The organism is Geobacillus sp. BMUD (assembly GCF_013096845.1).
GTDB lineage: Bacteria > Bacillota > Bacilli > Bacillales > Anoxybacillaceae > Geobacillus > Geobacillus vulcani.
Genome location: NZ_SDLA01000020.1, coordinates 1 through 24,719, shown reverse-complemented (window position 1 = coordinate 24,719; position 24,719 = coordinate 1). Strand labels below are relative to the sequence as shown.

The following is a 24,719-nucleotide window of genomic DNA, read 5'->3' as shown; positions in this document are numbered from 1 at the left end:
TACAAAGAAAAGCGGCGAATCTCAATCGCATTCGCCGCTTTTCCTTCCTGTTAGTCGCTGCCGGAGCCGGCTTCGATTTTGACCGTCCGCAACACCGGCGCGACGCCGTATTTGCCGCCGGCTGACTGCACTTGCGGCACATGGTCGCGGTCGGTGTTGCCCAATGTTTTCCCTTTGATGTACACATCCCCCGTATCCCAAAACTCGCTCGCCTGCATCCCTTCGGAAAGCGTCGGCCCGTCGACGATCCGGTCGTAAAAGTCGACGTAGCGGGAGATGATCGTTTCGCGTTCCAACGATTTCGCCGTCTCACCGGCTTGGTCGTTGTTCAAGTTTTGCAGCGCGACGCGGAACACGCCCGACAACGCGCCGGCGAGCCATGGGGTGTACTTGTCCTCTTTTTCGCCGGTATGGTACACATGCCATGTTTCATCCCAAAAATGGCGGTCCATCGCCTCGTAAACACGGCGCGCCGCATCGCGGTACGCTTCGTTTTTCGTCGCCAAAAACGCCGCCGTCAGCCCGCGGATGGCGCCAAGCTGGGCAAGCAGCGTCGGCTCCTCTTGATCCGGCCCTTGGCCGATCGTGTAGCCGTTGGCGACCAGCCCGTCTTTTCGCATCAAGTGTTTCAAGATAAAGTCCGCTTGCCGGCGGATCATCTCAAGCGCCCGCTTTCCTTCCGGCGTGCCAAGCCCTTTGGCGCTCTCGCCGCTCGCATAGCCGACCGGCAACCCATCAATGGCGCGCTCAAAAATGCGGAGCGCTTCCATCGTATAACCGGCGTGGAACGTATCGACCCGCTTTCCTTGCGCATGGCCGTCATGTTCGGTCACAAACGCACCCGCCTGTTCATTGAAATGCATGGCATCGATGTTGCGGAACACTTGCAGCAGCACGTCGCGGTTGACGGAATACGGGTCGTCGGCCGTGCGGTCGTTGGCTGGATCGGCATCCACATTTTCCTTCGCCGCTTTCGGGAACGGGCTTCCGTCAAACACGGCCAAAAACGCCGGATTTTGGTTTTGGTTTTCCGGACGCTGGTCGGTCATGCCGAAAAACTCCGCCGCCGGCCAAAGCATCAGCCATTGATCCGCAAGCAAGCTGCGGGGATCTTTGACGACCAGCTTCGCCGCATCCGGCGCCAGCTCGCTTCCCCCTTCGGCCACTTCCACGGCATGCGGCAAATAGACAAATCCGCCGCTTGGGTTGTAGCGGCTGCCCGCTGCTTTCGTCAACGCCTGTCGCTTCGCATCATAAAACAAATGGTCGCGGATGAAAGCGAGCTTGTTCCATATTTGTTCCGTCAAAATCATCCCTTGCAGCCCGTCGGCGGAGCTGACACCAAGAGCGACGTTCCCTCTTTGGTCGTCGTTTGGCGTTTTCGCTTCCACTTCTTCGTCACTGTCTTTTTGATGGAAATTGCCCAAAAAGTCGCCGGCCCAAAGCGCCTGCTTCAAAAAGACGCCGCCGTAAGCTGCCGGCGTGAGCACTTTCTCCATTTTTCCGCGATCCCAACGGAGCGATTGAAAATCGACTTGATAGACAGGAACGTATGTGCCGTCGTCATTTTCCGCGTACACGTCCGTGTCGACCTTTTGCGCATAATGCGGGTCGCCGCCGGCATATTCAATGAACGTCGGAAACATGTTGCGGAAAATTTCCTCACGCGGATAGCCGACGCTGTCGGCAAGCTCATAAAAACGGTCGGCAAGCGCCTGATCGGCAGGCTTTTGCTGTTGTTCCGCGCGCTTTTTGGCGATCGGGCCGTGAATGAGATGAAGTCCGAGCCCGGACTTTTCCACGACTTCGTACATCGCCTCTTCCGAATACTCGTACGACTCGATGCCGGCCGTATAGTCAAATTTCGTCGGCTTGTCAAGTTTCCTTGCATCGAGCGTATCCAAGTCCAGTCCGAGCCCTTCCGCCAACGGTTCGCCGGAAAGCTCAAACTCCGAGTAGGCAAACATATTGCCGGCCGTATCAAACTGATCGTCCGCTACCGGCACGTGCAGACGCGGCGCTTCCGCTGAACGTTTGTTCTCTTTTTCCCCGACGGCGGAACAGCCGGACGCCAATAGCAGTGACACCGCCGCCGATGTGGCCATCACTTTCCAAGGCATGCGCTTCATGGCTTGCTCCCCCATTTTCTTTAAAAATAACGATTTTCATTTTCAACCTATTTCATTATACGCCGTCGATCCCCTTCATTCAAGCCGGAATCCATTCCATCACACGCCCGAGAAAGGCGCTTTTCATGCCTCTTCTCGTTCCCTTAAGCGGGAATCCACTCAATGCGGCGTCCGCCCGTCCATAAAAAGCAACATTCCAGTTCGTTCGGACAATGTCCGATCGCTTTGCGGCATAAGGACGACGCCGTTTCTTTGCAGCGCCAAATCGCTTCCTCTTCCTCACACCATAGCAGCACACGAACCCGATCGCGGTAAATGATGTACAACTCCCGGTCCGCTTCTTCGCCCCATCCGCCGTCCGCCAGCAACAGCGGCTTGCACGCCGCCTCTTCCCTTGAACCGAAAAACTGCAGCAAATGATCCGTCACCTTGGCCAACACAAGGCCGTAATGCAGCGGCGTCGGAAACATCGACAAAGGAAGGAGCGAACGATGCTGATCAATCAGCCGCAGCAAGAAAAGCGGCGACCGCAGCGAAGGAGCGGTTTCACAATACGCCTGCAGGACGGAGCGGAGAAATCGGCGCAGCGCATGCGGCCAGACGTCCAACGTCTCGTGCTGGATAGGCACCATGGCTCGCCTCCTTTTGTTCATGCATGTTTTTCAAGCTGCTCCAATACGGCGTGAATCGAGCTCCATGACCGTTTTGCAAAATAAATGGGCTTGTCTTTGCTTTTCGCCTTTTCTTTCACTTTCTTCGCCAAATTATGGTTCACGTAATCGATCATGACCAATATGGCGTCGACATGCTCCGGAATGTCGCGTTTCACCATATTCACTTTCCGTCCGTTAAGATGAATGATTTCCCGGAATCCGGAACGCTCCAATTTATCGGTAATATGGCCTAAATGATCGGCTCCGACAACAAGCAGTGATGCCATCACAAAAGCCTCCTTTGCTCGCTTCTTTCTTTTCTTATTTTAATTGAGAATGATTTTCTATGTCAATTAAAATGATACATATTCTCACTTCTACTTTTCCGTTCCTCCGCTCATAAATTCCTTTGCGTGTACCAAACTATAGGTGCGGGCGATTTCATCACAACAAGGGGGATGACCATGGCGAAAGATGTTCTTTGCGAAGTTCGCAACTGCCGTTATTGGGCGGAAGGGAACCGCTGCAGCGCTGAAGCCATTTACGTGGTCAGCCATGCAGGGAAAATGGCGGCCGATTCAACGGAAACAGATTGCAAAACGTTTGTTCCGGCCCACGAAGCATAATGCGAGACGAACGAGGCGCTGCCCGGCCGACCGGGCGGCGCTTGCCTCGTTCGAGGGAGATGACGATGGACAAACGAGCCAGCCTCATTCAGGCGTTGCAAAATGAAGTGAAGCGCGCCGCTTTTGGAGCCCACCCGGCTTGCATCGACTCCTTTGTCCGTTTGTGGGATTATGAGTTCGGCTCATTTGACCATCTCCCGCCTGACATTGAGCGGCTCATAGCCGGTCGAGCCGCTGAACTCGGGTGGATGGATGACGTTTGAGGGCCTCCATTTCGGAACCAACGCCATATTGAGCGAGAATCGAAGTTTGATGGCAGCCCGCCTATTAGAGGACAGGGGCCACGGTGGCTGAACCTAGATGGGTGAACGAGGTTTGGCCGCAGCGACAAAAAGGCAGGAACCCCGACTAGGCGAGGCCCCTGCCTTTTCCGCTTTCGGAACAAGCGTTTTCAGCGCTATCTGTTTGTTCCGTTTTTGGAATGAGCCTTTTCAGCTCTCGGCGCAGCAGTTTTTGCGCGGCGTTGCGCGGCAGTTCGTCGACAAAGTAAATGCGGGCCGGCACTTTATATTTCGCCAGCCGCTCGCGGCAAAACGCCCGCAACGCCGCCTCATCCGCCGCCGCTGTGTGTTTCAGGCGGACGAACGCATATGGCACTTGTCCCCACGTTTCATCCTCGACGCCGGTCACCCCGGCTTCCTCGACAGCGGGATGCGACAGCAGCACTGCTTCAACTTCCGCGGGATAGACGTTTTCACCGCCGGAAATGATCAAATCGGAACGGCGGTCCAGCACATACAAAAACCCATCCTCATCGAGATAACCCATATCGCCTGTGTACAGCCAGCCATCGCGGATCGCTTGTTTGGTCTCCTCGGGGCGGTGCAAATAGCCTTTCGTCACATTCGGCCCTTTGACCACAATTTCCCCTTCTTCATACGGCGCGGCTTGTCGCCCATTCTTAACAATGCGCAACTCGGCCGGAAACAGCGGCTTGCCGGCGGAACCGAGTTTGGTCAAGCTATATTCCGGCGCGAGCGTCGCGACTTGCGATGCCGTTTCCGTCATCCCGTACGTCTGGTACACCGGGATGCCTTTTTCTTTGCACGCCTCAAGCAGCGGGAGCGGCGCCGGCCCGCCGCCGAGCAGCATGCAGCGGAATGTATCGGGATAGCGGGCTTCCCTGAGCTCAGCCATCATCCGCTGAAGCATGGCAGCCACGACTGACATGATCGTCACGTCGCCGCGCATGATCCATTCGTTCGCTTCTTTCGGGTCGAATGATGTTTGCAGCCGCATCGGCATGCCGTAAATGACGCTGCGCATGGCGATCGACAGGCCGCTGATGTGAAACAGCGGTACAGCGGCCAGCCAACAGTCGCGCTCGTGCAAGCCTAAATTGAGCACCGAGCCGACCGCGCTCCACCAATGGTTGCCATACGTTTGCAAGACGCCTTTCGGAGTGCCGGTCGTCCCAGACGTATACATGATCGTGGCGGTTTCCTCCAAATCGCACGTTTCTTTGAAGGAAGCGACCGCTTCCGGCAACCCAGCCAACGCACCTATGGTAAGAACGCGCCCGTCGCCGCTGAGGCGGCCGGCCAGCTCCTCATCGGCGATGACAAGCCGCGCCCCGCTGTCGTCGAGCTGCCAGCCAAGCTCATAGGGCGTCAGGCGCACGTTTTGCAGTAAGACGCGGGCGCCGAGCAAAAACAGCGCATGAATGATCTCGACCATTTCGATGCGATTTTTCATGAGCAGCGCGACTACATCCCCTTCCTTGACGCCCGCCCGCGCAAGGCGCCGTGCCCAAGCTGCGGCCGCTTCATACAGCTCGGCAAACGTCTTTTCCTGCTTGCCGTCGCTTACAGCCATCCGCTCCGGGGTTAAACATGCCCGTTGCTTCAGCCAGTTTGGCATCGTCGTCATCTGTTTTCCCTCCGTTCGTTCCTTTTTCCGCCCGCGGTCAACGTGGGAATGTCCGTTCCATTGCTGAAGCGGGCCGAGTTGCCTCGTGGACAAGCCCAATCGTCAGCTCCTTTTCGATCCGCAACCCAGGAATAGAAACGGCTGCCCATGGAGCGCACACGTTTGTTGAGCCGCAGGTTCCTGTAAAATCATCAGCTCTCTAGAAGGTTGGTGAAAAACAGTGATCGCCCCTAGCTGACGTCGGATCACATGAAATGAGAAGCCGATGCCGCAAAGTTTCTCCATTTGGAGAAACAAGGCGGTGAAGCGACCTGCTCTTTTCATCACCGGTCTTTTAAACCAAAAAGAGAAAGCCCTTTCACAGAAAAGGTCCATGGGCAGCGCGATCTGCCCTCCACCCGGGGATGAAAATCTCGCGTCAGTTCGGCATTTTCACGGAAAAAGCAGCTTGACGCGCCATCAAGCTGCTTTTTCGTTCTCATCACGGAAAGCGCGGAAATTGGCTGAAGTCCGGCTTCCGTTTTTCTTTGAACGCCCGCATGCCTTCCTTCGCCTCTTCGGTCGTGTAGAAGAGAAGCGTCGCGTCTCCGGCGAGCTGCTGGATGCCGGCCAAACCGTCGGAGTCGGCGTTGAATGCCGCTTTTAAGAAGCGAATGGCCGTCGGGCTTTTTTCCAAAATTTCTTGCGCCCATTTCACTGTTTCTTCCTCAAGCTGCTCAAGCGGCACGACTTTGTTGACAAGCCCCATCTCGAGAGCTTCTTGCGCCGTATACTGGCGGCACAAATACCAAATTTCCCGCGCCTTTTTATGGCCGACGATGCGGGCCAAATAGCCGGCGCCATAGCCGCCGTCAAAGCTGCCGACTTTCGGTCCGGTTTGGCCGAAGATGGCGTTGTCCGCGGCGATCGTCAAATCGCAGACGACATGGAGCACATGCCCGCCGCCGATCGCATATCCGGCGACCATCGCGATGACCGGTTTCGGAATGACGCGGATGAGCCGCTGCAAATCAAGCACATTGAGGCGCGGAATTTCATCCTCGCCGACGTATCCGCCATGGCCGCGCACTTTTTGGTCCCCGCCCGAGCAAAACGCCTTGCCGCCGGCGCCGGTCAAAATGATGACGCCGATGTTCGCATCGTCGCGCGCTTTCGTAAACGCATCGATCATCTCATTCACCGTTTTCGGCCGAAATGCGTTATGTACCTCCGGACGGTTGATCGTAATTTTGGCGATGCCGTTGTACGTTTCGTAAATAATGTCCTCATAGTCGTACTGCTTTACCCATTCAAACGGCATTTACACTTCCCCCTTTGTCATGAATTCACTTACTATTTTAGCAAAAATGCCGGGCCGTTCCACGTGAATTGCATGCCCGGTTCCTTTGACGCACACAAGTTCGCTGTTGGGCAGCCGCTCATGCATGTGGGCCGCGATGCGGCAAAACTTCTCATCGCGCTCCCCGCAAACAAGGAACACAGGCATGGCCAGTTCACCAAGCCGCTCCCAAAACGACGGCTGCACGCCGGTCCCCATCCCGCGCAAACTGTTGGCCAGCCCCGTTGCCGTATGGCGGAGCCGCTCGCGGCGAATCGCCGCCCGCACCGGCTCCGGAAGCATCCGTTGCGTGGCGAAAAGCGGCAGCCGCTCCCAATAATCGACAAACGCACGGATGCCATCCTGTTCAATCCGGCGCGCCAACGCTTCATCCGCTTCCCGCCGTGCGCGCCGCTCCGCTTCCGTTTTCAAGCCGGGCGAACTGCTTTCCAGCACCAAACGGCGGACGCGGTGCGGATGCCAAACGGCGAACGCCAACGCAAGCCGGCCGCCCATCGAATAGCCGAGCACGTTCGCTTCCTCGATGCCAAGTTGGTCAAGCAATGTTGCCAAGTCGGAGGCTGCACGTTCGATCCGGTACCGCCGGATGTCCTTTGGCGCCTCAGTCCGTGCGTGGCCCAATAAATCGACGGCGATCAGGCGGAAGTTCGGCCAAAACGGCACGAACAGCCGCCACGTGTCCGCGCTGCCCGTAAACCCATGAAGCAATAGAAGCGGTTCTCCTTCACCGTATTGTTCCACATGGTAACGAACCCCATTCGCCATCATGGTCATGCCATTCCTCTTGATTCGAGATATTTTGCGATTTCCCGGGCAACCTCGCTCCACAACAATCGATGCATTCGGACATTTTCCGCGCGCGACGTGCGCACCTCAATCACATGAAGCCCGCCTGATGACAATGATTCCGATACATGGCGGCGGAACTCCGTCCAATGGTGCGGCACCGTATGGCGGCCGCCGTACATCTCGACAGCGTGGGCGAACGATAAATCGGTCGGCGTGCCAAACAGCGTTTCAAACGGCCCTTTATGGCGCGCCTGCGGCAAAAACGAGAAAATGCCGCCGCCATTGTTGTTCAACAACACAATGGTGGCCGACAACGAATGCATTTTCGCCGCCAACAAGCCATTCAAATCGTGGTAAAATGACAAATCACCGATCACCAATACAAGCGGAGGCGCGGCAACGCTGGCGCCCAAGGCGCTCGAGACGACTCCGTCAATGCCGTTGGCGCCGCGGTTGGCGAGAATGCGAAGCGGCTTGTCCGTTGCAAAGAGGAACGTATCCGCATCGCGAATCGGCATGCTGTTGCCGACAAACAGCGCCGCTCCGGCCGGAAGCAAATCGGCAAGCTCTGTGAACACTTTCCCTTCAAACCATTCCTCTTCCGGCAGATGGCGCTCAAGCGCCGCGCGGGTGGCCGCGTTCATCTCGCGCCATATCGCCGACCACGCGCTTTTGTTTTCCCTCGGCTTCACCCATTCGAGAAGCTGGAGGCAAAGCAGCCGTTCATCACTCTGGACAAAACTGTCTGCGGACAACGTCGGATCACGCCAGCCGCCATCGTCGACCACAATTTGGCGAATCGCGCGATGGCGCTTGAGCCATAAAAAGAGCGGTTTCGACACAGGCATCGCGCCAAAGCGAAGGACGACGTCCGGAACGAGCTTGGCAGCGGCCGTTTCCTCTCGCAATATGGCGTCATAGCTGTCAATGATGTACGTTTTGTCATGCCATCCAGCACGCAGCTGGGAAAGCGGATCGGCCAAAATCGGAAAATCAAGCGCTCGCGCCAGCTCGGTGACCGCCTCGGCAAATCCAGGGCGATCGAGTGGTCCGCAGACGATCAGCCCGCGTTCCGCCGCCGATAGCTGCCTAGCGAGCGCCGCCGCTTCTTCGGGCGGCAACGTCGGGAGGCCGCGCCATACTTGCGGCGTTCCTGACGCTGTCCGCACCCGCTCCCACACCGCCTCATCGATATGCGGGACAAGCGGCTCGCGAAACGGCGCGTTCACATGCACAGGCCCGCATGGCGAACCGGCGGCCGTTTGGACGGCTCTTGCCGCCATCGTCCGCACATAGCGCAGCATGTCATCCGTCTCTTCCGGCAGCGCCAAGTCCACAAACCACTTGGCGTAGCGTCCGTATAAGTGCAACTGATCAATCGCCTGCGGCGCTCCGACATCGCGCAGTTCATGCGGCCGGTCGGCCGTCAGCACCACGAGCGGCACGCGCGAATAGTATGCCTCGACAACCGCCGGCCCATAGTTGGCCGCCGCCGTTCCGGACGTGCATACGAGCGCAACCGGCCGCTGCTTCGCTTTCGCCAAGCCGAGAGCGAAAAACGCGGCGGAGCGCTCATCGATGTTCATATATAGGCGAAGGCCAGGGTGGGCCGCCATCGCCATCGCGAGCGGCGTCGAGCGCGAACCGGGGCTGATGACCGCCTCCGCCACCCCGGCCTGCGCCAACCCGTCCACCAATGCCGCTACATAAACAGACAAGGCATCAGCCATCGTTCATCACTCCCAACGCCGATAACATCGGGATCATTTTGACGTTCGTCTCTTCATATTCGCTGTCGGGGTGGGAATCGGCGACAATGCCGCAACCGGCAAACAGCACGGCTTCCTTCCCGACGAGCAAGGCCGATCGAATGGCAACCGCCCACTCCCCATTGCCTTCGCCATCCACCCAGCCGATCGGCGCCGCATACCATCCGCGGTCAAGCGGCTCAAGGGCGCGGATCGCCTCCAGCGCTCGATCGCGCGGCGTTCCGCCGAGCGCAGGGGTCGGATGCATCAGTTCCACTAAGCGGAGCACGGAGCGCTCCCGACAGCCATGGCCGATGACCGGGGTGCATAAATGCTGGATGTGCGGCAGCTTGAGCAGCTGCGGTGCAGGCGGCATCTCAACCGTATCACAAACGGAAGCAAACAAGCGGCCAATCATTTGCACGACAAATTGATGCTCCTCGCGGTTTTTCCGATCTTGCTGCAGCCAGGCGCCAAGACGCTCATCTTCCTCAAGGCCGCCCCCGCGCCGCACTGATCCGGCGAGGCAGACCGACCGGCACGTCTCCCCTTCCTTTTGCACAAGCTGCTCCGGCGAGGCGCCGAGAAAACAACGGCCGTCTTGCTCAAAGGCAAAAAGGTAAGAAAACGGCTGCTGTTCGCGAAGTCGCCCAAGCACAGCCGCTGCATCCACCGCCTCGGCAAACGTCAGACGCCGGGCGCGGGCGAGCACCACTTTATCCAATTCCCGCGCCCGAATCGCGGCGATCGCTTCTCGGACCGCTGCCAGCCATCGTTCTTTCTCTTCCTCCTCATTCGCCATGAGAGGCGGGAGGCGCTTCGAAACGGACATCGAGCCGTCAAGCCGATCCAGCAGCCGCCCGATCCGTTCCCAATCCCTTCCTTTTTGATCGGTCGGCACGGTGACGGTCAACGTCGTTCGCCCGTTTCTTACGGCCAAGAGCGCAGCCGGCGCCACAAGCTTTCCGGCCGGAAAACCGCGCCACCATTCAGCGCGCGGGCGGTGCGGATCAAATGAAAACCCGCCGAACAAGATGGGCGGCCCATCTGCGGCTCCGCATGGTTCCGTCATGCCCTCCCATCGGCGGCGTCCTGCCTCCATGTCGTCAAACCGGTCGTCCATCTTCTCCGTTTCGATCGCATACGCAACGCCGAGGCCGGCGAAGATCGTGCTCCCGCTTCGGTCCGACCAAAAAAACCGTTCGCGAAACCCGCATGACGGACCGAGCAGAAAAAAAGAAAGCGGGTCGAGGCCCTCCCACGGTTCCGTCCAGCTGACAAACGGCCGCGCCGCATCGGCCGCCGCTTTATGCAATTGTTGCCGCAAGTGTTGTCGAAATCCAATCGCCACATTCCTCACGCTTTCTTTTGCAAAATTCCCCCTCCATCTTCACTTCCCATTATAATATAATAGGAAATCATTTATCTATCGGGAAGGGTTGACATGCTTTCAACGTTTTCCTACACTTATTTTGAACGTAAACGGATGACATTTTCACGAAGTATAAGGGGAATGAATATGCAACCATTGACACATATGGACCATCGCCCGCCGGCACACCGCGACTGGCGCGTTTTCTGGCGGCTGACGCGGCCGCACACGTTGACGGCGGCGTTTGTGCCTGTATGCGTCGGCACGGTGCTGGCGCTTCGGGAAACATCGATCGATGGGCTATTGTTTGCCGCAATGATGATTGCCTCGTTATTGATTCAAGCCGCGACGAACATGTTCAACGAATACTATGACTACAAGCGCGGCCTCGATTCCGCGGAATCGGTCGGCATCGGCGGCGCCATCGTCCGCGACGGTCTCAAGCCGAAAACAGTGCTCGCTCTGGCGTTCGGCTGCCTTGGGGCGGCCGTGCTGATCGGCGTCTATATTTGCGCCGAAAGCAGCTGGTGGCTCGCCGCTGTCGGAACGATTTGCATGGCGGCCGGCTATTTTTACACCGGCGGTCCGATTCCGATCGCCTATACGCCGTTTGGCGAACTGGCAGCTGGGTTTTTTATGGGCTTTGTCATCATTTTGATTTCGTTTTTCATTCAAACAGGCTATATCAGCGACGGAGCGGTGCTCACCGCCATTCCGGTCGCGATTTTGGTCGGCGCGATTTTGCTGGCGAACAATATCCGCGACTTGGACGGCGACCGTGAAAAAGGGCGAAAGACGCTCGCCATTTTGATCGGCCGCGATTGGGCCATCCGCCTGCTTGCCATCATGTTCGCTCTTGCCTTCCTTTGGACGGCCGCACTCGTTGCGTTTCATATCGTTCCGCCCTGGGCGCTGCTTGCGCTGTTGAGCATCCCGAAAGCGGTTGCGGCGACGCGCGGATTTATCGGCAAAATCAAGCCGATCGAGATGATGCCGGCCATGAAAGCGACGGCGCAAACGAATACGCAGTTCGGCTTTTTGCTCGCCGCCGGCTTGCTTATCGCCTATTGGCTTTGACACGGTCAACACGACCGTGTTTTTTTTTGTTTTTCGCCCATACTACATCATATAGAAGGCTTTAGAAAAACGATGATTTTAGCCAAATTGACGGGGTTTGCCGGGAATGAAGAGCTGATCGTACAAAGCCCCCACACTCGTGAAGAGTTGGCTTTGGGCCATTTTTCATTCCATCACCAGCCTTATAGACGCGATGGAAAAGGGGGAAACGGCCCGAGGCGGCCGATACGACAAGACGCTATGGCGAAGGAAGGGATGGCAACCGATGCTGACGAACGAACAACTTGACGCCCTCCGCTCAAGGTTGCTCGACATGAAACAAGAGACGGAAGAGCGGCTGAAACAAAACGACCATTTCGGCATGATCCGCAGCCACGCCCACGATGCGGTCGGCGAGCTGGCGAGCTATGACAACCATCCGGCCGATGAGGCGACGGAGCTGTATGAGCGGGAAAAGGATCTCGCCTTGCAGGAACATGCCGAACGCGAAGTTCGCGAGATTGAACGGGCGCTTGGCGCCATCGCCGACGGCACGTACGGAACATGCCGCGTATGCGGCCGGCCGATTCCATACGAGCGTCTCGAGGCGCTGCCGACAACGCTCTACTGCCGAGACCACAGCCCGGATCAAACGGTGTCGCAAAAGCGGCCGCTTGAAGAGGGCGTGCTCATGCCGCCGTTTGCCAAATTCGATTTCGATGACCGCGAAGAATCGGTCGCTTATGACGCGGAAGATGCATGGCAGGAAGTCGCCCGCTACGGCACATCTGACACTCCTTCGGATCTTGGCAAAAACGTCGATTTCTACAGCGAAGTGTACGCCGAGTCGGAAGAGAACGTCGGCTATGTCGAAGACTTGGAAAATTTCGCGGCTGTCGATTTGCATGGCAAAAACGTCAAAGTGTACCCGACACGGGAGCATGAGCTGCTGGAAAACATATTGGATGACGAAGGCATCATGTCGAACATCGGCGATTTGCCGGCGTATGAAAAAGATCCGTATACGGTCAATGAGAGCTACCGCCGCTATGATGAACGGCCGACCCAACAAAGGTTCGGGGAACCCAACCCATGAAAAGGCCATCCGTGCGATGGCCTTTTTTGGAAACAGGGACGTGCTCTTCCGCCAAAACAGGAAACATGCGCTCTCCAAAAACGGGGCAAAGCAAGAAAAGCATATTTTTCAATGGCGGGGTTGCAACAAGGATGCCGCATGTTTCAATGGCTTGTCGGAAAACAGGCAAAGAGAGCGTGACGGTTTTTGAGCTAACGAAAGCGTGTTTAAAACAGCAAGGATGCGGATTCCCGTGCCGCTTGCAAAACCATGAACATATGTTTTCCCATGCTTTTTGAAACAGCAAAGGCGCGGATTCCGTAATACATAGCGGAATGTGACGAAAACGTTGATGGAGGCGAAACGATGAACGCACACGAAATTGATTACCAGCTGTACGGCGATGACATGCAGTTTGTCGAGATCGAGCTCGACCCGCGCGAAAGCGTCATTGCGGAAGCGGGCGGCATGATGATGATGGAAGACGGCATCGTAATGGAAACGGTCTTTGGCGACGGCTCCTCGGGCGGAAAAGGGCTGCTCGGCCGCCTCGTCGGCGCCGGCAAACGGCTGCTCACCGGGGAAAGTTTGTTCATGACCGTGTTTACGAACCAAGGCAGCAGCAAGCGCCGCGTCGCGTTTGCCGCTCCGTATCCGGGAAAAATCATTCCGGTTGATTTGAGCGAACTGGGCGGGAAGCTCATTTGCCAAAAAGATTCGTTTTTATGCGCGGCCAAAGGCGTGTCGGTCGGCATTGAGTTTCAACGCAAGCTCGGCGCCGGCTTTTTCGGCGGTGAGGGGTTTATTATGCAAAAGTTGGAAGGCGACGGACTCGCCTTTTTGCACGCCGGCGGGACGATCCACCGCCGCGAGCTGCAGCCGGGGGAAACGCTTCGCATTGACACCGGCTGCCTTGTGGCCATGACGAAAGACATTGACTACGATATTCAATACGTCGGCAACATCAAAACCGCCTTTTTCGGCGGCGAAGGGCTGTTTTTGGCCACCGTCACCGGCCCGGGGGCAGTGTGGGTGCAGTCGCTTCCGTTCAGCCGGCTCGCTGACCGCGTCCTCGCTGCCGCCCCAAGCGCTGGCGGACGAGCGGTTGGCGAAGGCAGCCTCCTCGGCGGCATCGGCGACTGGCTCGACGGCGACGACTAAAACGAAACGAAGCGTTCTGACGGGATGCCTGACGATTCATTCATAACCATTTCTAGTTGGCACCTAAAACGAAACGGGGTGTTCCGGTTAAGCCGGACACCCCGTTTCCTTTCATGCCCTCTCCACGAAGGGCTGGCAACAGCCATACATCAGCCCTCTAATCTGGTATGCCCACCGCTCCTGTGTTTCGCTTCTGCCTTACATCGATGGCGAAAGGCCCCAAATATCCACAGCGTACTCGGCAATCGTCCGATCGCTGGCAAAGTAGCCGGAGTGGGCGATGTTGATGGCGCTCATCCGCCACCAGCGCGCCGGATCGCGGTAAGCCTCTTCCACCCGCTCTTGCGCCTCGGCATAGGAGGCAAAATCGCGCAGCACAAAATATTCGTCATTTTGCGCCAACAGCGAGTCGTAAATCGGCTCAAAGTAGTCGCCGACGCCAGGGAAAAAGCCGTTGACAAGCTGGTCGACGACTTGCTTGATGCGTTTGTCGTGATGGTAATACTCATGCGCCCGGTAGCCGCCCTGCTCATAGTAGTGGAGCACTTCCTCGGCCGTCAGCCCGAACAAAAACATGTTTTCCTCTCCGACAGCTTCCGCGATCTCGATGTTCGCTCCATCGAGCGTGCCGAGCGTAATGGCACCGTTCATCATAAACTTCATATTGCCCGTCCCCGATGCTTCTTTGCTGGCGGTTGAGATTTGCTCGCTCACATCGGCGGCAGGGAAAATCTCTTCCGCGAGCGATACGCGGTAGTTTTCCAAGAAAATGACCTTCAGTTGCTCATTTGTCCGTTTATCGTTGTTCACCTGATCCGCCACTGAATGGATGAGCTTGATGATCCGCTTGGCGTAGTAATAGCCCGGCGACGCTTTCGCTCCGAAAATGAACGTGCGCGGGTGGATCGAAACATGCGGGTCCTCTTTCAGACGATTGTATAAATGCATAATGTGCAACACGTTTAACAACTGCCGTTTATAAGCGTGCATCCGTTTCACTTGGACATCAAATATCGACGATTCGTCGACAAGAACGCCCGTTTTTTCGGAAATGCGCTTGGCCAACTTCATCTTCCGCTGCCGCTTGACCGCAGCCAGCGCCTGCTGAAACGCCGGATCGGAAGCATAAGGTTTCAGCTCAATCAACGCTTCCGGTTCGCGGATCCAGCGGGGGCCGATCGTTTCCGTAATCAGCGCCGACAGCTCGGGATTGGCTTTCAACAGCCAGCGCCGGTGGGTCACGCCGTTCGTTTTGTTGTTGAACTTGTGCGGCGCCCACTCGTAAAACAAGCGCATTTCCCGTTGTTTTAAAATCTCCGTATGCAGTTTCGCCACCCCATTGACGCTATGGCTCGCCACGACGGCCAAGTGCGCCATTTTCACCATCCCGTGGGCAATGATGGCCATTTGCTCGATCCTTCCCCAATCACCGGGATAACGCTCCCACAGCTCGCGGCAAAACCGTTCGTTGATTTCCTCGACGATCATGTAAATGCGCGGCAACAGCGGCTGAAACAGACGAATCGGCCATTTCTCCAGCGCTTCCGCCAGCGTCGTATGATTCGTGTACGCGATCGTATGGGTCGTAATGTGCCAAGCCTCTTCCCAGCTCATCCCTTCCTCATCGAGCAAAATGCGCATCAATTCCGGAATCGCGAGCGCCGGGTGCGTGTCGTTGATATGAATGGCGACATATTCATGAAGGCGGTGCAGGCTCCCGTGCTGGCGGCGATGCGCGCGAGTGATGCTGCCGAGGCTGGCGGCGACGAGAAAATACTGTTGCTTTAACCGCAACAATTTCCCTTCATCGTGCGCATCATCAGGATACAAAAACTCCGAAATGGCTTCCGTCTCCCGTTTGTATTGCATCACATCTTTATGAAGCGGGAACGTTTTCGCCGGCTCGGCGCTCCAAAGCCGGAGCGTGTTGACCGTGTTCGTCTCGAAACCGATGACCGGCATATCGTACGGCACAGCCATCACGTTTTCACTGTCGACATGGCGGAAGGTGAGGCGGCCGTTTTGTTCCGACACCTCAACCCTTCCCCAGAAACGAACCTCGACCGCCAGCTCTTCTTTACGGATTTCCCAAACGTTCCCGTTTCGCAGCCATTGCTCCGGCAGCTCGACTTGATAGCCGTCGACGATTTTTTGGTCAAACAGTCCGTGTTTATAGCGGATGCCGTAGCCGTGGCCCGGCAAATTCAATGTCGCGAGCGAATCGAGAAAACAGGCGGCGAGCCGCCCCAGCCCGCCGTTGCCAAGACCGGCGTCCGCTTCACATTCCTCAATGTCCTCAAGGCGGATGCCGAGCTCGCGAAGCGCCTCTTCGACCATCGGGCGGACGCCGAGGTTTAACAAGTTGCTTCCGAGCAAACGGCCGAGCAAAAACTCGATCGACAAATAGTACACTTGCTTCCGCCGCTCTGCCCGGTAGCGCTCGTTCGTCGCGATCCAATGGCGGCTGATATGTTCGCGCACCATCTGGCCGAGAACGTGATAATGATCGCGCGCCGTCGACTCTGCAAATGGCTTGCCGCACAGCGCCTCCACCCGCGCTACAAACGTCCGTTGAAACGTTTCTTTATCCGCGAACAAGCGCGTCTCCCCCCTTTTCGACCAGCTGCTCGTACGCTTTTTGATACTCTCTCGCCGACCGGCGCCAGCTGTAATCGCCGCGCATCGCCCGCTCCATGAGGCGCTCCCAGACCGACGGCTGACGGTAGAACGACAGCGCCCGGCGGATCGTGTACAACATATCATGGGCGTTAAAGTTCGTAAAGCTGAATCCGTTCCCTTCTCCTGTGAATTCATTGTACGATTGCACCGTATCGTTTAACCCGCCCGTTTCCCGAACGATCGGAATCGTCCCGTACCGAAGCGCGATCATTTGGCTCAGCCCGCACGGTTCAAACAGCGAGGGCATTAAAAACAAGTCCGCGCCGGCGTAAATTTGATGGGCGAGCGGTTCGTGAAAGCCGATGTACACCCCGACCTTGTCGGGATAGGCCGCCGCCATCTGCGAGAAAAACTGTTCAAACCGCCAATCCCCCGTGCCGAGCACAATGAGCTGCATCTCTTCCTGCATGAGGTCGTGGAACACGCACGTGACTAAATCGAGTCCCTTTTGCGCCGTCATTCGCGTCACCATCGCGACAACGGGCACATCGTCCCGCTCTGGCAGACCGAACCGCCGCTGCAAAGCGCGCTTGTTCCATTTTTTTTTCTCCCGCGTATGTACACTATAAGTCGCCGCCAAAAACGGATCGGTTTCCGGGTTGTAAAACTCGTCGTCAATGCCGTTTACAATGCCAAGCAAATCATCCCGCCGCGCCCGCAACAGCCCGTCAAGCCGCTCGCCGTAATAGGCGGTTTGAATCTCCTCCTTGTACGTCGGGCTGACCGTTGTAATCAAATCAGAGGCGACAAGCGCCCCTTTCATAAAGCTGACGCTTCCGTAAAATTCCAGATGATCGACGGTGAAATACCGTCCATCCAAATTCAACAAATCTTCTAAAATCCCGCGCGGAAACAGCCCCTGAAACTGCAAGTTGTGAATCGTAAACACGGTGCGGATCTCCGCATAAAACGGATCATGCCGGTATTGCTCGCGCAAGAAAAACGGAATCATGCCCGTGTGCCAGTCATGGCAATGAATGATGTCGGGCTGAAACGAAATCGCCGGCAGCGCGTCCAGCACCGCCCGGCAAAAATAGGCGAACCGCTCGCCGTCGTCACCATGGCCGTACAGCTGCGGCCGTTTGAAATAGTATTCATTATCGATAAAATAATAGACAACCCCGTCGTGCTCCAGTCTGTCCACCCCGCAATACTGGCGGCGCCACCCGACCGGCACGATGAACTCCGCCACCTTGTTCATCTTCTGTTTCCATTCGGGGGCGATCGTTTCATATTTCGGCAACATCACGCGAACATCGACGCCAAGCCGGCGCAGCGCTTTTGGCAAGGCGCCGGCGACGTCGGCCAGCCCCCCCGACTTGGCAAACGGGGCGCATTCAGAAACGGCAAACAGCACGTTCATCGATTCAAGACCTCCCCTTGCACCGTTCCTTTCCGGACGACAAACGGCCGTTCCGCCGTCCCTTGTAAAACAACCCCCGGTTCGATTTTCGCATCTTTATCGACGATGACGCCATCCAGCACACAACCATCGCCGATTTGGCATTTTTGCATAATGATGCTGTTCTTCACAACAGCTCCTTTGCCGATTTTCACGGAACGAAACAGGATGCTGTTTTCCACCGTTCCTTCAATGACGCAGCCGTTGGCGATCATCGAGCGCTTCACATTCCCTTCCCGGCCGTATTTCGTCGGCGGCTCGTCTTTTACTTTCGTATAAACCGGCCGCGATGGAAGAAACAGCTGCTCCCAAACGCGGCGGTCAAGCAGCTCCATGCTCGCGCGGAAATAGCGGGCGAGCGAATCGATGGCGGCCGCATACCCGTTGTATTCATAGTCGCAAATGGACAGCGAATGACGATCGTCGTCGATGACATCGACGATGCTTCGATAACCGCGGTCTTTGTAGCCGGCGATCAAATCAAGCAGAAGAGACGTCTCAAGCACATACATCTCCAATGGCTCGCCGCGATGGCAAATTTGCGTCACATCGCAGCCGCGTTCGATATGGCGCTCGAGAACGGCGTCAAAGTCGATGTTGCACACCGTATAGCCGTTCGCAATAACCGCATACTTTTGCCGGCTTCGCAAAAAATAGTCGATATGCTGCTCAAAATGGGCAAACGCCCCGACCCGGCGCTCGCCGGAAAACAACAAATCCGGCGATGGGAAGAAAAACAGTCCGTCCCGTTTTCGGTTTAAATCCCAATTCTTCCCTGATCCTAAGTGGTCCATCAACGACCGATATTGGTATTTGGGAAAAATCGCCACACTTTCAATGCCGGAATTGACCATGCTCGAAAGCACGAAGTCAATGAGCCGATACCGCCCGGCGAACGGCACTGCTGCGATGGAACGTCTCTCGACAAGCGGCGCCATCGCCTCCATATACGTCGTCGCGTCAATGACGCCTAACATCATGTTGTTGTTCATTGTGCTCCATCCTTCCTTGCGGTGTCCTTATTCCGTTGCTTGAGCCACTCGGTCGTTACGAGCACGACGTCATCATCAGCATCGTCCAAGCTTACAGTCGAATGCGGCGGGATGAGGATCTCCGGAGTAACGATCGCTCGCTCGACATACGCTCCTTCACCAACCGTTGCCCCTGGCATAATCACGGACTCTTTCACAACCGCCCCCTTCTCAATGCGCACACCTTGAAACAGCACCGAGCGCTCCACTGTTCCCTCCACAACGCATCCTTCATTGATGAGGGAATCCCTCACTTCCGCCTCGGGAGCGATGTATTGCGGCGGCTGATTCGGATTGACCGAATAAATGCGCCACGAGCGGTCAAACAAGTCGAGCTCATTGTGTTCATCGAGCAAATCCATGTTGGCTTCCCACAAGCTTTTCACCGTTCCGACATCTTTCCAATAGCCTTTGAACGGATACGCCACGAGCCGCTTGTTCTCCCGGAGCAGCCGCGGAATGATGTCTTTGCCGAAATCATGCGACGAATGCGGATCGGCGTTGTCGATTTGCAAATATTCTTTCAACAGCGGCCAGTTGAACATGTAAATGCCCATCGACGCCAAATTGCTTTTCGGGTGGGCCGGTTTTTCGGCAAATTCGACAATTTCCATGTTTTCATTTGTGTTCATAATGCCGAATCGGCTCGCCTCTTCCCACGGCACCTCAATGACGGAAATCGTTGCATCGGCCTGTTTGGCAATATGGTAGTCGAGCATCTGCTGATAATCCATCTTGTAAATATGATCGCCAGACAGCACGAGAACGTAATCCGGGTCGTACTGTTCGATATAATTGATGTTTTGATAAATGGCGTTCGCCGTGCCTTCGTACCATTTGACACCGGAAGAGACGGAATAGGGCGGAAGGACAGTGACCCCGCCGTTTCGCCGATCCAAATCCCATGCACTTCCGATGCCGATGTACGAGTGCAAAAGAAGCGGCTGATATTGGGTCAACACCCCGACTGTGTCAATGCCTGAGTTCGTGCAATTGCTCAAGGTAAAATCAATGATCCGGTACTTCCCCCCAAACGGTACGGCTGGTTTCGCGATGTTTTTCGTCAGCGAGCGAAGCCGGCTTCCTTGCCCGCCGGCCAATAACATGGCGATGCACTTCTTCTTCATTCTGCTTTCTCTCCCCTCGTTGTTGCACTGGCCGCAAAATGGAAATGCCAAACGGTGGAATCGTCATGCGCACATGGTACGGTTTTCCATGAAACGGCTCACGGAAAGCGGGAAGCCGCTTCCCGTTGACATGCCCCGAACCGCCGAACTCTGGCGCGTCGCTGTTGAGCACTTCGCGGTACGGCGCCAAAAGCGGCACGCCGACTTTGTAATCGTCATACGCCTGGTTTGTGAAATTGCAAACAATAACGAGCACATCCCCTTCTTTTTTCCCCCGGCGGATGAATGAGAAAATGCTTTGTTCGGCATTATGAACGTCAATCCATTCAAACCCGTGCGGATCATGATCGAGCTCGTAAAACGGCTTATACCGTTTATAGCAGGCGATCAGCTGCTTCACATATTCGTCCATTTTCCGGTGCAAGTCGAAATCAAACAGCACCCAGTCAAGCTCTCCCTCAAACTTCCATTCATCAAACTGGGCGAACTCATTGCCCATAAACAACAGCTTTTTTCCAGGATGGGCCATCATGTAGCCGTACAATAGGCGCAGCTGGGCGAACTTCTCTTCGTATGACCCAGGCATTTTATTGAGCAGTGATTTTTTTCCATGCACGACCTCATCATGGGAAAATGGCAAAATGAAATTTTCTGAATACGCATAAAGGAGGGAAAAACTGACTTGATTGTGGACGTATTTCCGCTCATGCGGCGGCGTTTCCATATACTTGAGCATATCGTTCATCCAGCCCATGTTCCATTTGTAATTAAACCCAAGCCCGCCGTCGTACGTCGGCGCCGTCACCTTCGGCCAGTCGGTCGAATCTTCGGCGATCATCAAGACGTTCGGATCATAGGCGAACACCGCTTCATTCAACTTGCGCAAAAATTCGACCGCATACGGATTTTCATACAGCCGGTCATTGTTTGGCCAATAAAGCATATTGGCGACCGCATCGACGCGAAACCCGTCCACATGGTAATACTCCAGCCAAAACAATGCATTAGAGATCAGAAAACTGCGTACTTCCGGCTTGCCTAGGTCAAAATTCGCCGTCCCCCAGACGTCATTTTCTCGGTCTTTTTCATTCGCGTATTCATACGTCGGCGCGCCGTCAAACATGTACAGCCCGTGGGCATCCTTGCAAAAATGCCCTGGCACCCAATCGAGGATGACCCCAAGCCCCGCTTGATGGCAGCGATCGACGAAATACATGAAATCGTGCGGTGTGCCATAGCGGCTCGTCACCGCATAATAGCCGGTCCCTTGATATCCCCACGAACGATCGAGCGGATGCTCGACAAGCGGAAGCAGCTCAATGTGCGTAAACCCGCGCTCAAGCACGTACGGAATGAGTTCGTCGGCCATCTCGCGGTACGTATAAAAGCGGCCGTCCGGTTTCTTTTTCCACGAACCGAAATGAAGTTCATAAATGACCATCGGTTGGTCATAAATCCGCTTCCGCCGCTTCTTCCGCTGCCAAGATGAGTCATTCCACTCGTACCCTTTCAGATTATAGACAATCGAGGCAGTATGAGGGCGCACTTCGGAGTAAAAGGCGTACGGGTCTGCTTTCAACAGTACACGGCCATCCGGTGTGATGATCTCATATTTATAGAGATGGCCTTCCAAGTTTTCTGGAACAACGATCGTCCATACCCCTTCGTTGTTCACTTTTGTCAAGCGGAAATTGGCCCCATTCCAATCATTGAAACTGCCAACGAGACGCACATCAAGCGCATGCGGCGCCCACACGCAAAACCGGGTGCCGACTGTCTCCCCTTGATGGATGATATGGGCGCCAAACAGCTCATAGCATTTATACAAGCTGCCTTCATGAAACAAATACATTTCTAAATCTGTCGGATTCGCCGCAATCAAACCGATCGCATCCTTTCCGAAACAAGATGATGGCCATACACGACATTGATTCCTATTCGCCAACAGAACGCTTCATTCCTTGAATGATTCGTCTATATTTTTAGACAAATTCCAACAACCGCTGTTTTGGGTTGTCGAATTTTCCTTTGCACACAGCCGGGCATTTATATTATAATATATATAAATTAATAATTATTATAAAAAATGGAGGTGCATTATGGCTCCAACACTGTACGATTTTCACCATCTCCCGCACGTCAAAACGCAAAATGAATCGAAAAAAGCGCTCTGGGTGACGCTTTTATTGACCGTGTTTTTCACCGCCGTTGAGATCACCGGCGGCATCCTTTCGAACTCGCTCGCGCTGTTGTCCGATTCCGCCCATATGGCATCCGATGTGCTGGCGCTCGGCTTAAGCATGGTCGCTCTCTATATGGCGACGCGCCCGCCAAACCGCCGGTTTACGTTCGGCTTTTTGCGATTTGAAATTATCACGTCGTTTTTGAACGGGCTGACATTGGCCGTCATTGCGCTGTGGATCTTATGGGAAGGCATTCAGCGTTTTCTCCATCCGGAACCGATCCACTTTCGCCTCATGCTCGGGATCGCCGCGATTGGCCTCGTCGTCAACGCGACGCTGACGATCGTCTTAAGCCGAAGCACGAAAGCGGAAGACAACTTGAACGTTCAGAGCGCCCTTTGGCATTTCATCGGTGACTTGATCAGCTCGATCGGTGTCATCGTTTCCGCGCTTCTCATTTATTGGACCGGTTGGACAGTATTCGACCCGATCATCAGCTTGGTGATCGCCGCCATCATTTTCACAGGCGGGGCGAAAATTATGCGTGAATCGTATCTCATCTTAATGGAAGCCGTGCCCGATGGGTTTGACCTCGAACAAATCCGCGCTGACATTCGAACGATCGAAGGGGTGGAAGACGTGCATGATATGCATTTATGGGCCATCTCGACCGACCATTACTCGCTGTCAGCTCATGTGTTTGTCAACGAACACATCCAACCGCTTTGCGTCATCTTGGCGGTGAATGAAATGTTGAAGGAAAAATACGGAATCGAACATGCGACCATCCAAGTCGAACACGCCATGCTGCATGACCACGGCCACTATGGCCGGGCGTTTTTGGAGAAAAAAGCTTCCCATGAATAGAAAATGCCGCCTCTGCTTGGAATGGCATGGGCGGCTTTTTCGTTTGCTTGTCCATTTTCCCTTTCAAGCCAAAAGGAATCAAGACGATCCACGGCGAACATCAAGATACAGACATCAGCTGCCAAAGGAAGGGAAGGCTTATGGAAATCGGAACGATCTTCTCGTTTTTCGGCGTCGCTGTTTTGCTTACGTTAGCCCCAGGCCCGGACATTTTGTTCGTCATCGCCCAAAGCCTGTCCCAGGGCAAACAGGCGGGCATCGCCACCTCCCTCGGGCTGTGCACCGGCCTGCTTGTCCATATCAGTGCCGCCACGCTTGGCGTCTCAGCCATCATTTATCAGTCGGCCTTGGCCTTTGCCGTCGTCAAATACGCAGGCGCCGGGTATTTGCTGTACTTGGCATGGCAGGCGTTCCACGAAAAAGACGCTGGCCTGGCACTCGGGCGTCAAGAGCAGCTCGCCTTGAGATCGTTGTACAAAAAAGGCATTTTGATGAACGTGCTCAATCCGAAAGTGTCGCTCTTCTTTTTGGCGCTCCTGCCGCAGTTCGTTGATCCATCAGCGGGCCGCGTGCCGCAACAGATGTTGCTTCTTGGCGCCGTCTTCCTCATTCAGGCGCTCGCCGTGTTCACCTTGGTGAGCATCGGCGCGGAAAAACTCCGCCACTGGCTGCTGTCGAACGAACAAATCGCTCGGCGGATCCACTGGCTCAAAGGCGCCCTTTTCGCCGCCATCGGCATCCAAATCGCCTTCAGCGAGCGGCCGTAGCGGCCGAAAACGAAACGAGCGGGCTGTTTTTTCAGCCTGCTTAAGATTTTTTAGCAGCTGCACACCTAGTTGACAAAGCGGGCCATCAAAAGCAAATCCCAATACGTCTTGTCATCGATTTTCGCCGCGTTTTTCTTCACCCCTTCTTCAACAAATCCAAACATTTGGTACAATCGAATGGCATTCGTATTGTCGGCGGCGACTTCGAGACACACTTTTTCAATAAACGGATGTTCCGTTGCCCACTCAAGAAGCGTCGCAAGCAGCGCCTTGCCGACCCCTTGGCCCCGAAAGCTGTTTTTCACGCTCATACCAAAAGCCCCTTGGTGCTTCGTCCGTTGCTTATTACCGTTATGAAAATCCAAAAACCCGATGATATCCCCTTCCTGCTCGGCGACAATCGCCAGCTTTCCGGGATCATCCATCATTTGTTGCAACCATTGTTTTTGCTGCTCGCTCGTGATTGTTACTTCCGATGCCGTCGTCAGCAAATACGACGCTTCCGCCGCCACCGCCTTCACAAACGCAACGACCCGCTCGGCATCCTCAGGACGCGCCGTCCTTACAACCATCGGTCGGCCGCTCGCTATCACCACCCGTCTTGGTTGGATGGTTCCCATAACGATCCCTCCTTGCATTGTTCTGGTTGCTCACTTGTGAGTGAACTACCCCCACTTAATTTTCTAGCGAAAATTTGAAGTGGAGGCTTCCAAAGAAGTTTGACTGCTTCAAGCAATCCTTATTCTTTGAGGCGTGTCCACTTCGCCGCTAGAGCATAAGACACTC

Annotated in this window: 21 protein-coding genes; 7 read left to right on the top strand and 14 right to left on the bottom strand. The window is 55.5% G+C overall.

Annotated features, from left to right (window positions below; genetic code table 11):
* Positions 1 to 50 precede the first annotated feature (50 nt).
* The 3 genes from ETC05_RS15700 to ETC05_RS15690 form a co-directional block, all read right to left on the bottom strand.
* Positions 51 to 2,129: a hypothetical protein gene (locus ETC05_RS15700; RefSeq protein ID WP_171661393.1), complete on the bottom strand. Its 2,079-nt coding sequence runs from the start codon at positions 2,127 to 2,129 to the stop codon at positions 51 to 53.
* Positions 2,130 to 2,272: 143 nt separating this feature from the next.
* On the bottom strand, positions 2,273 to 2,761 hold the full coding sequence (locus tag ETC05_RS15695) for a hypothetical protein (RefSeq protein WP_171661392.1): 489 nt from the start codon (positions 2,759 to 2,761) through the stop codon (positions 2,273 to 2,275).
* A 17-nt stretch (positions 2,762 to 2,778) separates the two neighbouring features.
* Positions 2,779 to 3,069 (bottom strand): DUF2325 domain-containing protein, encoded by a 291-nt coding sequence (locus ETC05_RS15690; protein WP_066229858.1) that lies wholly within the window; start codon positions 3,067 to 3,069, stop codon positions 2,779 to 2,781.
* Positions 3,070 to 3,246: 177 nt separating this feature from the next.
* On the opposite strand from ETC05_RS15690, the gene ETC05_RS15685 reads away from it, so the two are divergent.
* Complete coding sequence (locus tag ETC05_RS15685; protein WP_071880173.1) at positions 3,247 to 3,408, top strand: DUF1540 domain-containing protein; 162 nt, start codon at positions 3,247 to 3,249, stop codon at positions 3,406 to 3,408.
* Between the two features lie 65 nt (positions 3,409 to 3,473).
* Positions 3,474 to 3,671, top strand: a complete 198-nt coding sequence (locus tag ETC05_RS15680; RefSeq protein WP_031407529.1) for a hypothetical protein — start codon at positions 3,474 to 3,476, stop codon at positions 3,669 to 3,671.
* A gap of 145 nt (positions 3,672 to 3,816) precedes the next feature.
* Here the strand turns inward: ETC05_RS15680 and ETC05_RS15675 are convergent, their stop codons facing one another.
* From ETC05_RS15675 to ETC05_RS15655, 5 genes are all read right to left on the bottom strand, one after another.
* Positions 3,817 to 5,337 (bottom strand): o-succinylbenzoate--CoA ligase, encoded by a 1,521-nt coding sequence (locus ETC05_RS15675; protein ID WP_051870843.1) that lies wholly within the window; start codon positions 5,335 to 5,337, stop codon positions 3,817 to 3,819.
* A gap of 481 nt (positions 5,338 to 5,818) precedes the next feature.
* Positions 5,819 to 6,637, bottom strand: coding sequence for a 1,4-dihydroxy-2-naphthoyl-CoA synthase (menB, locus tag ETC05_RS15670; protein ID WP_031407524.1), 819 nt, complete (start codon positions 6,635 to 6,637; stop codon positions 5,819 to 5,821).
* Positions 6,638 to 7,450, bottom strand: a complete 813-nt coding sequence (gene menH / locus ETC05_RS15665) for a 2-succinyl-6-hydroxy-2,4-cyclohexadiene-1-carboxylate synthase (protein WP_171661391.1) — start codon at positions 7,448 to 7,450, stop codon at positions 6,638 to 6,640.
* The gene (gene menD, locus ETC05_RS15660) at positions 7,447 to 9,195 is read right to left on the bottom strand and encodes a 2-succinyl-5-enolpyruvyl-6-hydroxy-3-cyclohexene-1-carboxylic-acid synthase (protein WP_031407520.1); all 1,749 of its coding nucleotides are present in this window, start codon (positions 9,193 to 9,195) and stop codon (positions 7,447 to 7,449) included. The genes menH and menD overlap by 4 nt, the downstream gene beginning before the upstream one ends.
* The gene (locus ETC05_RS15655; RefSeq protein WP_171661390.1) at positions 9,188 to 10,564 is read right to left on the bottom strand and encodes an isochorismate synthase; all 1,377 of its coding nucleotides are present in this window, start codon (positions 10,562 to 10,564) and stop codon (positions 9,188 to 9,190) included. Before ETC05_RS15655 ends, menD begins: the two co-directional genes overlap by 8 nt.
* 168 nt (positions 10,565 to 10,732) lie before the next feature.
* Here ETC05_RS15655 and ETC05_RS15650 point away from each other — a divergent pair, with 168 nt between their 5' ends.
* From ETC05_RS15650 to ETC05_RS15640, 3 genes are all read left to right on the top strand, one after another.
* A complete protein-coding gene (locus ETC05_RS15650; RefSeq protein ID WP_031407517.1) occupies positions 10,733 to 11,662 on the top strand; it encodes a 1,4-dihydroxy-2-naphthoate polyprenyltransferase in 930 nt (309 codons plus the stop codon).
* A gap of 265 nt (positions 11,663 to 11,927) precedes the next feature.
* Positions 11,928 to 12,737 carry a yteA family sporulation protein gene (locus ETC05_RS15645; RefSeq protein ID WP_171661389.1) on the top strand — a complete coding sequence of 270 codons (810 nt, stop codon included), beginning with the start codon at positions 11,928 to 11,930 and terminating at the stop codon, positions 12,735 to 12,737.
* Positions 12,738 to 13,082: 345 nt separating this feature from the next.
* On the top strand, positions 13,083 to 13,877 hold the full coding sequence (locus ETC05_RS15640) for a TIGR00266 family protein (RefSeq protein ID WP_171661388.1): 795 nt from the start codon (positions 13,083 to 13,085) through the stop codon (positions 13,875 to 13,877).
* A 198-nt stretch (positions 13,878 to 14,075) separates the two neighbouring features.
* Here ETC05_RS15640 and ETC05_RS15635 read toward each other — a convergent pair whose 3' ends face one another.
* Genes ETC05_RS15635 through glgB form a run of 5 tightly spaced genes read right to left on the bottom strand, consistent with a single transcriptional unit; the run spans position 14,076 to position 21,998 of the window.
* Positions 14,076 to 16,475, bottom strand: a complete 2,400-nt coding sequence (locus ETC05_RS15635; RefSeq protein ID WP_171661387.1) for a glycogen/starch/alpha-glucan phosphorylase — start codon at positions 16,473 to 16,475, stop codon at positions 14,076 to 14,078.
* The gene (glgA, locus tag ETC05_RS15630; RefSeq protein ID WP_031407509.1) at positions 16,462 to 17,919 is read right to left on the bottom strand and encodes a glycogen synthase GlgA; all 1,458 of its coding nucleotides are present in this window, start codon (positions 17,917 to 17,919) and stop codon (positions 16,462 to 16,464) included. Before glgA ends, ETC05_RS15635 begins: the two co-directional genes overlap by 14 nt.
* On the bottom strand, positions 17,916 to 18,950 hold the full coding sequence (locus ETC05_RS15625) for a GlgC family sugar phosphate nucleotidyltransferase (RefSeq protein ID WP_031407507.1): 1,035 nt from the start codon (positions 18,948 to 18,950) through the stop codon (positions 17,916 to 17,918). Before ETC05_RS15625 ends, glgA begins: the two co-directional genes overlap by 4 nt.
* Positions 18,947 to 20,116: a glucose-1-phosphate adenylyltransferase gene (locus ETC05_RS15620; RefSeq protein WP_031407504.1), complete on the bottom strand. Its 1,170-nt coding sequence runs from the start codon at positions 20,114 to 20,116 to the stop codon at positions 18,947 to 18,949. Before ETC05_RS15620 ends, ETC05_RS15625 begins: the two co-directional genes overlap by 4 nt.
* Positions 19,998 to 21,998, bottom strand: a complete 2,001-nt coding sequence (gene glgB / locus ETC05_RS15615) for a 1,4-alpha-glucan branching enzyme (RefSeq protein ID WP_033842325.1) — start codon at positions 21,996 to 21,998, stop codon at positions 19,998 to 20,000. The genes ETC05_RS15620 and glgB overlap by 119 nt, the downstream gene beginning before the upstream one ends.
* A gap of 217 nt (positions 21,999 to 22,215) precedes the next feature.
* On the opposite strand from glgB, the gene ETC05_RS15610 reads away from it, so the two are divergent.
* Both ETC05_RS15610 and ETC05_RS15605 read left to right on the top strand, forming a co-directional pair.
* Positions 22,216 to 23,166: a cation diffusion facilitator family transporter gene (locus ETC05_RS15610; RefSeq protein WP_031407501.1), complete on the top strand. Its 951-nt coding sequence runs from the start codon at positions 22,216 to 22,218 to the stop codon at positions 23,164 to 23,166.
* Positions 23,167 to 23,306: 140 nt separating this feature from the next.
* Positions 23,307 to 23,933 (top strand): LysE family translocator, encoded by a 627-nt coding sequence (locus tag ETC05_RS15605; RefSeq protein WP_171661386.1) that lies wholly within the window; start codon positions 23,307 to 23,309, stop codon positions 23,931 to 23,933.
* 65 nt (positions 23,934 to 23,998) lie between these two features.
* Here ETC05_RS15605 and ETC05_RS15600 read toward each other — a convergent pair whose 3' ends face one another.
* Positions 23,999 to 24,553 (bottom strand): GNAT family N-acetyltransferase, encoded by a 555-nt coding sequence (locus ETC05_RS15600; RefSeq protein ID WP_171661385.1) that lies wholly within the window; start codon positions 24,551 to 24,553, stop codon positions 23,999 to 24,001.
* Positions 24,554 to 24,719 lie beyond the last annotated feature (166 nt).

Bases quoted from the DNA above. Each gene is read 5' to 3' on its own strand.
- ETC05_RS15690 (WP_066229858.1), bottom strand. From the start codon at position 3,069: ATGGCATCACTGCTTGTTGTCGGAGCCGATCATTTAGGCCATATTACC.
- ETC05_RS15610 (WP_031407501.1), top strand. From the start codon at position 22,216: ATGGCTCCAACACTGTACGATTTTCACCATCTCCCGCACGTCAAAACG.
- ETC05_RS15620 (WP_031407504.1), bottom strand. From the start codon at position 20,116: ATGAAGAAGAAGTGCATCGCCATGTTATTGGCCGGCGGGCAAGGAAGC.
- ETC05_RS15700 (WP_171661393.1), bottom strand. From the start codon at position 2,129: ATGAAGCGCATGCCTTGGAAAGTGATGGCCACATCGGCGGCGGTGTCA.
- ETC05_RS15695 (WP_171661392.1), bottom strand. From the start codon at position 2,761: ATGGTGCCTATCCAGCACGAGACGTTGGACGTCTGGCCGCATGCGCTG.
- ETC05_RS15650 (WP_031407517.1), top strand. From the start codon at position 10,733: ATGCAACCATTGACACATATGGACCATCGCCCGCCGGCACACCGCGAC.
- ETC05_RS15640 (WP_171661388.1), top strand. From the start codon at position 13,083: ATGAACGCACACGAAATTGATTACCAGCTGTACGGCGATGACATGCAG.
- menB (WP_031407524.1), bottom strand. From the start codon at position 6,637: ATGCCGTTTGAATGGGTAAAGCAGTACGACTATGAGGACATTATTTAC.
- ETC05_RS15605 (WP_171661386.1), top strand. From the start codon at position 23,307: ATGGAAATCGGAACGATCTTCTCGTTTTTCGGCGTCGCTGTTTTGCTT.
- menH (WP_171661391.1), bottom strand. From the start codon at position 7,450: ATGACCATGATGGCGAATGGGGTTCGTTACCATGTGGAACAATACGGT.
- ETC05_RS15600 (WP_171661385.1), bottom strand. From the start codon at position 24,553: ATGGGAACCATCCAACCAAGACGGGTGGTGATAGCGAGCGGCCGACCG.
- ETC05_RS15680 (WP_031407529.1), top strand. From the start codon at position 3,474: ATGGACAAACGAGCCAGCCTCATTCAGGCGTTGCAAAATGAAGTGAAG.
- glgA (WP_031407509.1), bottom strand. From the start codon at position 17,919: ATGAACGTGCTGTTTGCCGTTTCTGAATGCGCCCCGTTTGCCAAGTCG.
- ETC05_RS15625 (WP_031407507.1), bottom strand. From the start codon at position 18,950: ATGAACAACAACATGATGTTAGGCGTCATTGACGCGACGACGTATATG.
- ETC05_RS15645 (WP_171661389.1), top strand. From the start codon at position 11,928: ATGCTGACGAACGAACAACTTGACGCCCTCCGCTCAAGGTTGCTCGAC.
- menD (WP_031407520.1), bottom strand. From the start codon at position 9,195: ATGGCTGATGCCTTGTCTGTTTATGTAGCGGCATTGGTGGACGGGTTG.
- ETC05_RS15685 (WP_071880173.1), top strand. From the start codon at position 3,247: ATGGCGAAAGATGTTCTTTGCGAAGTTCGCAACTGCCGTTATTGGGCG.
- ETC05_RS15675 (WP_051870843.1), bottom strand. From the start codon at position 5,337: ATGACGACGATGCCAAACTGGCTGAAGCAACGGGCATGTTTAACCCCG.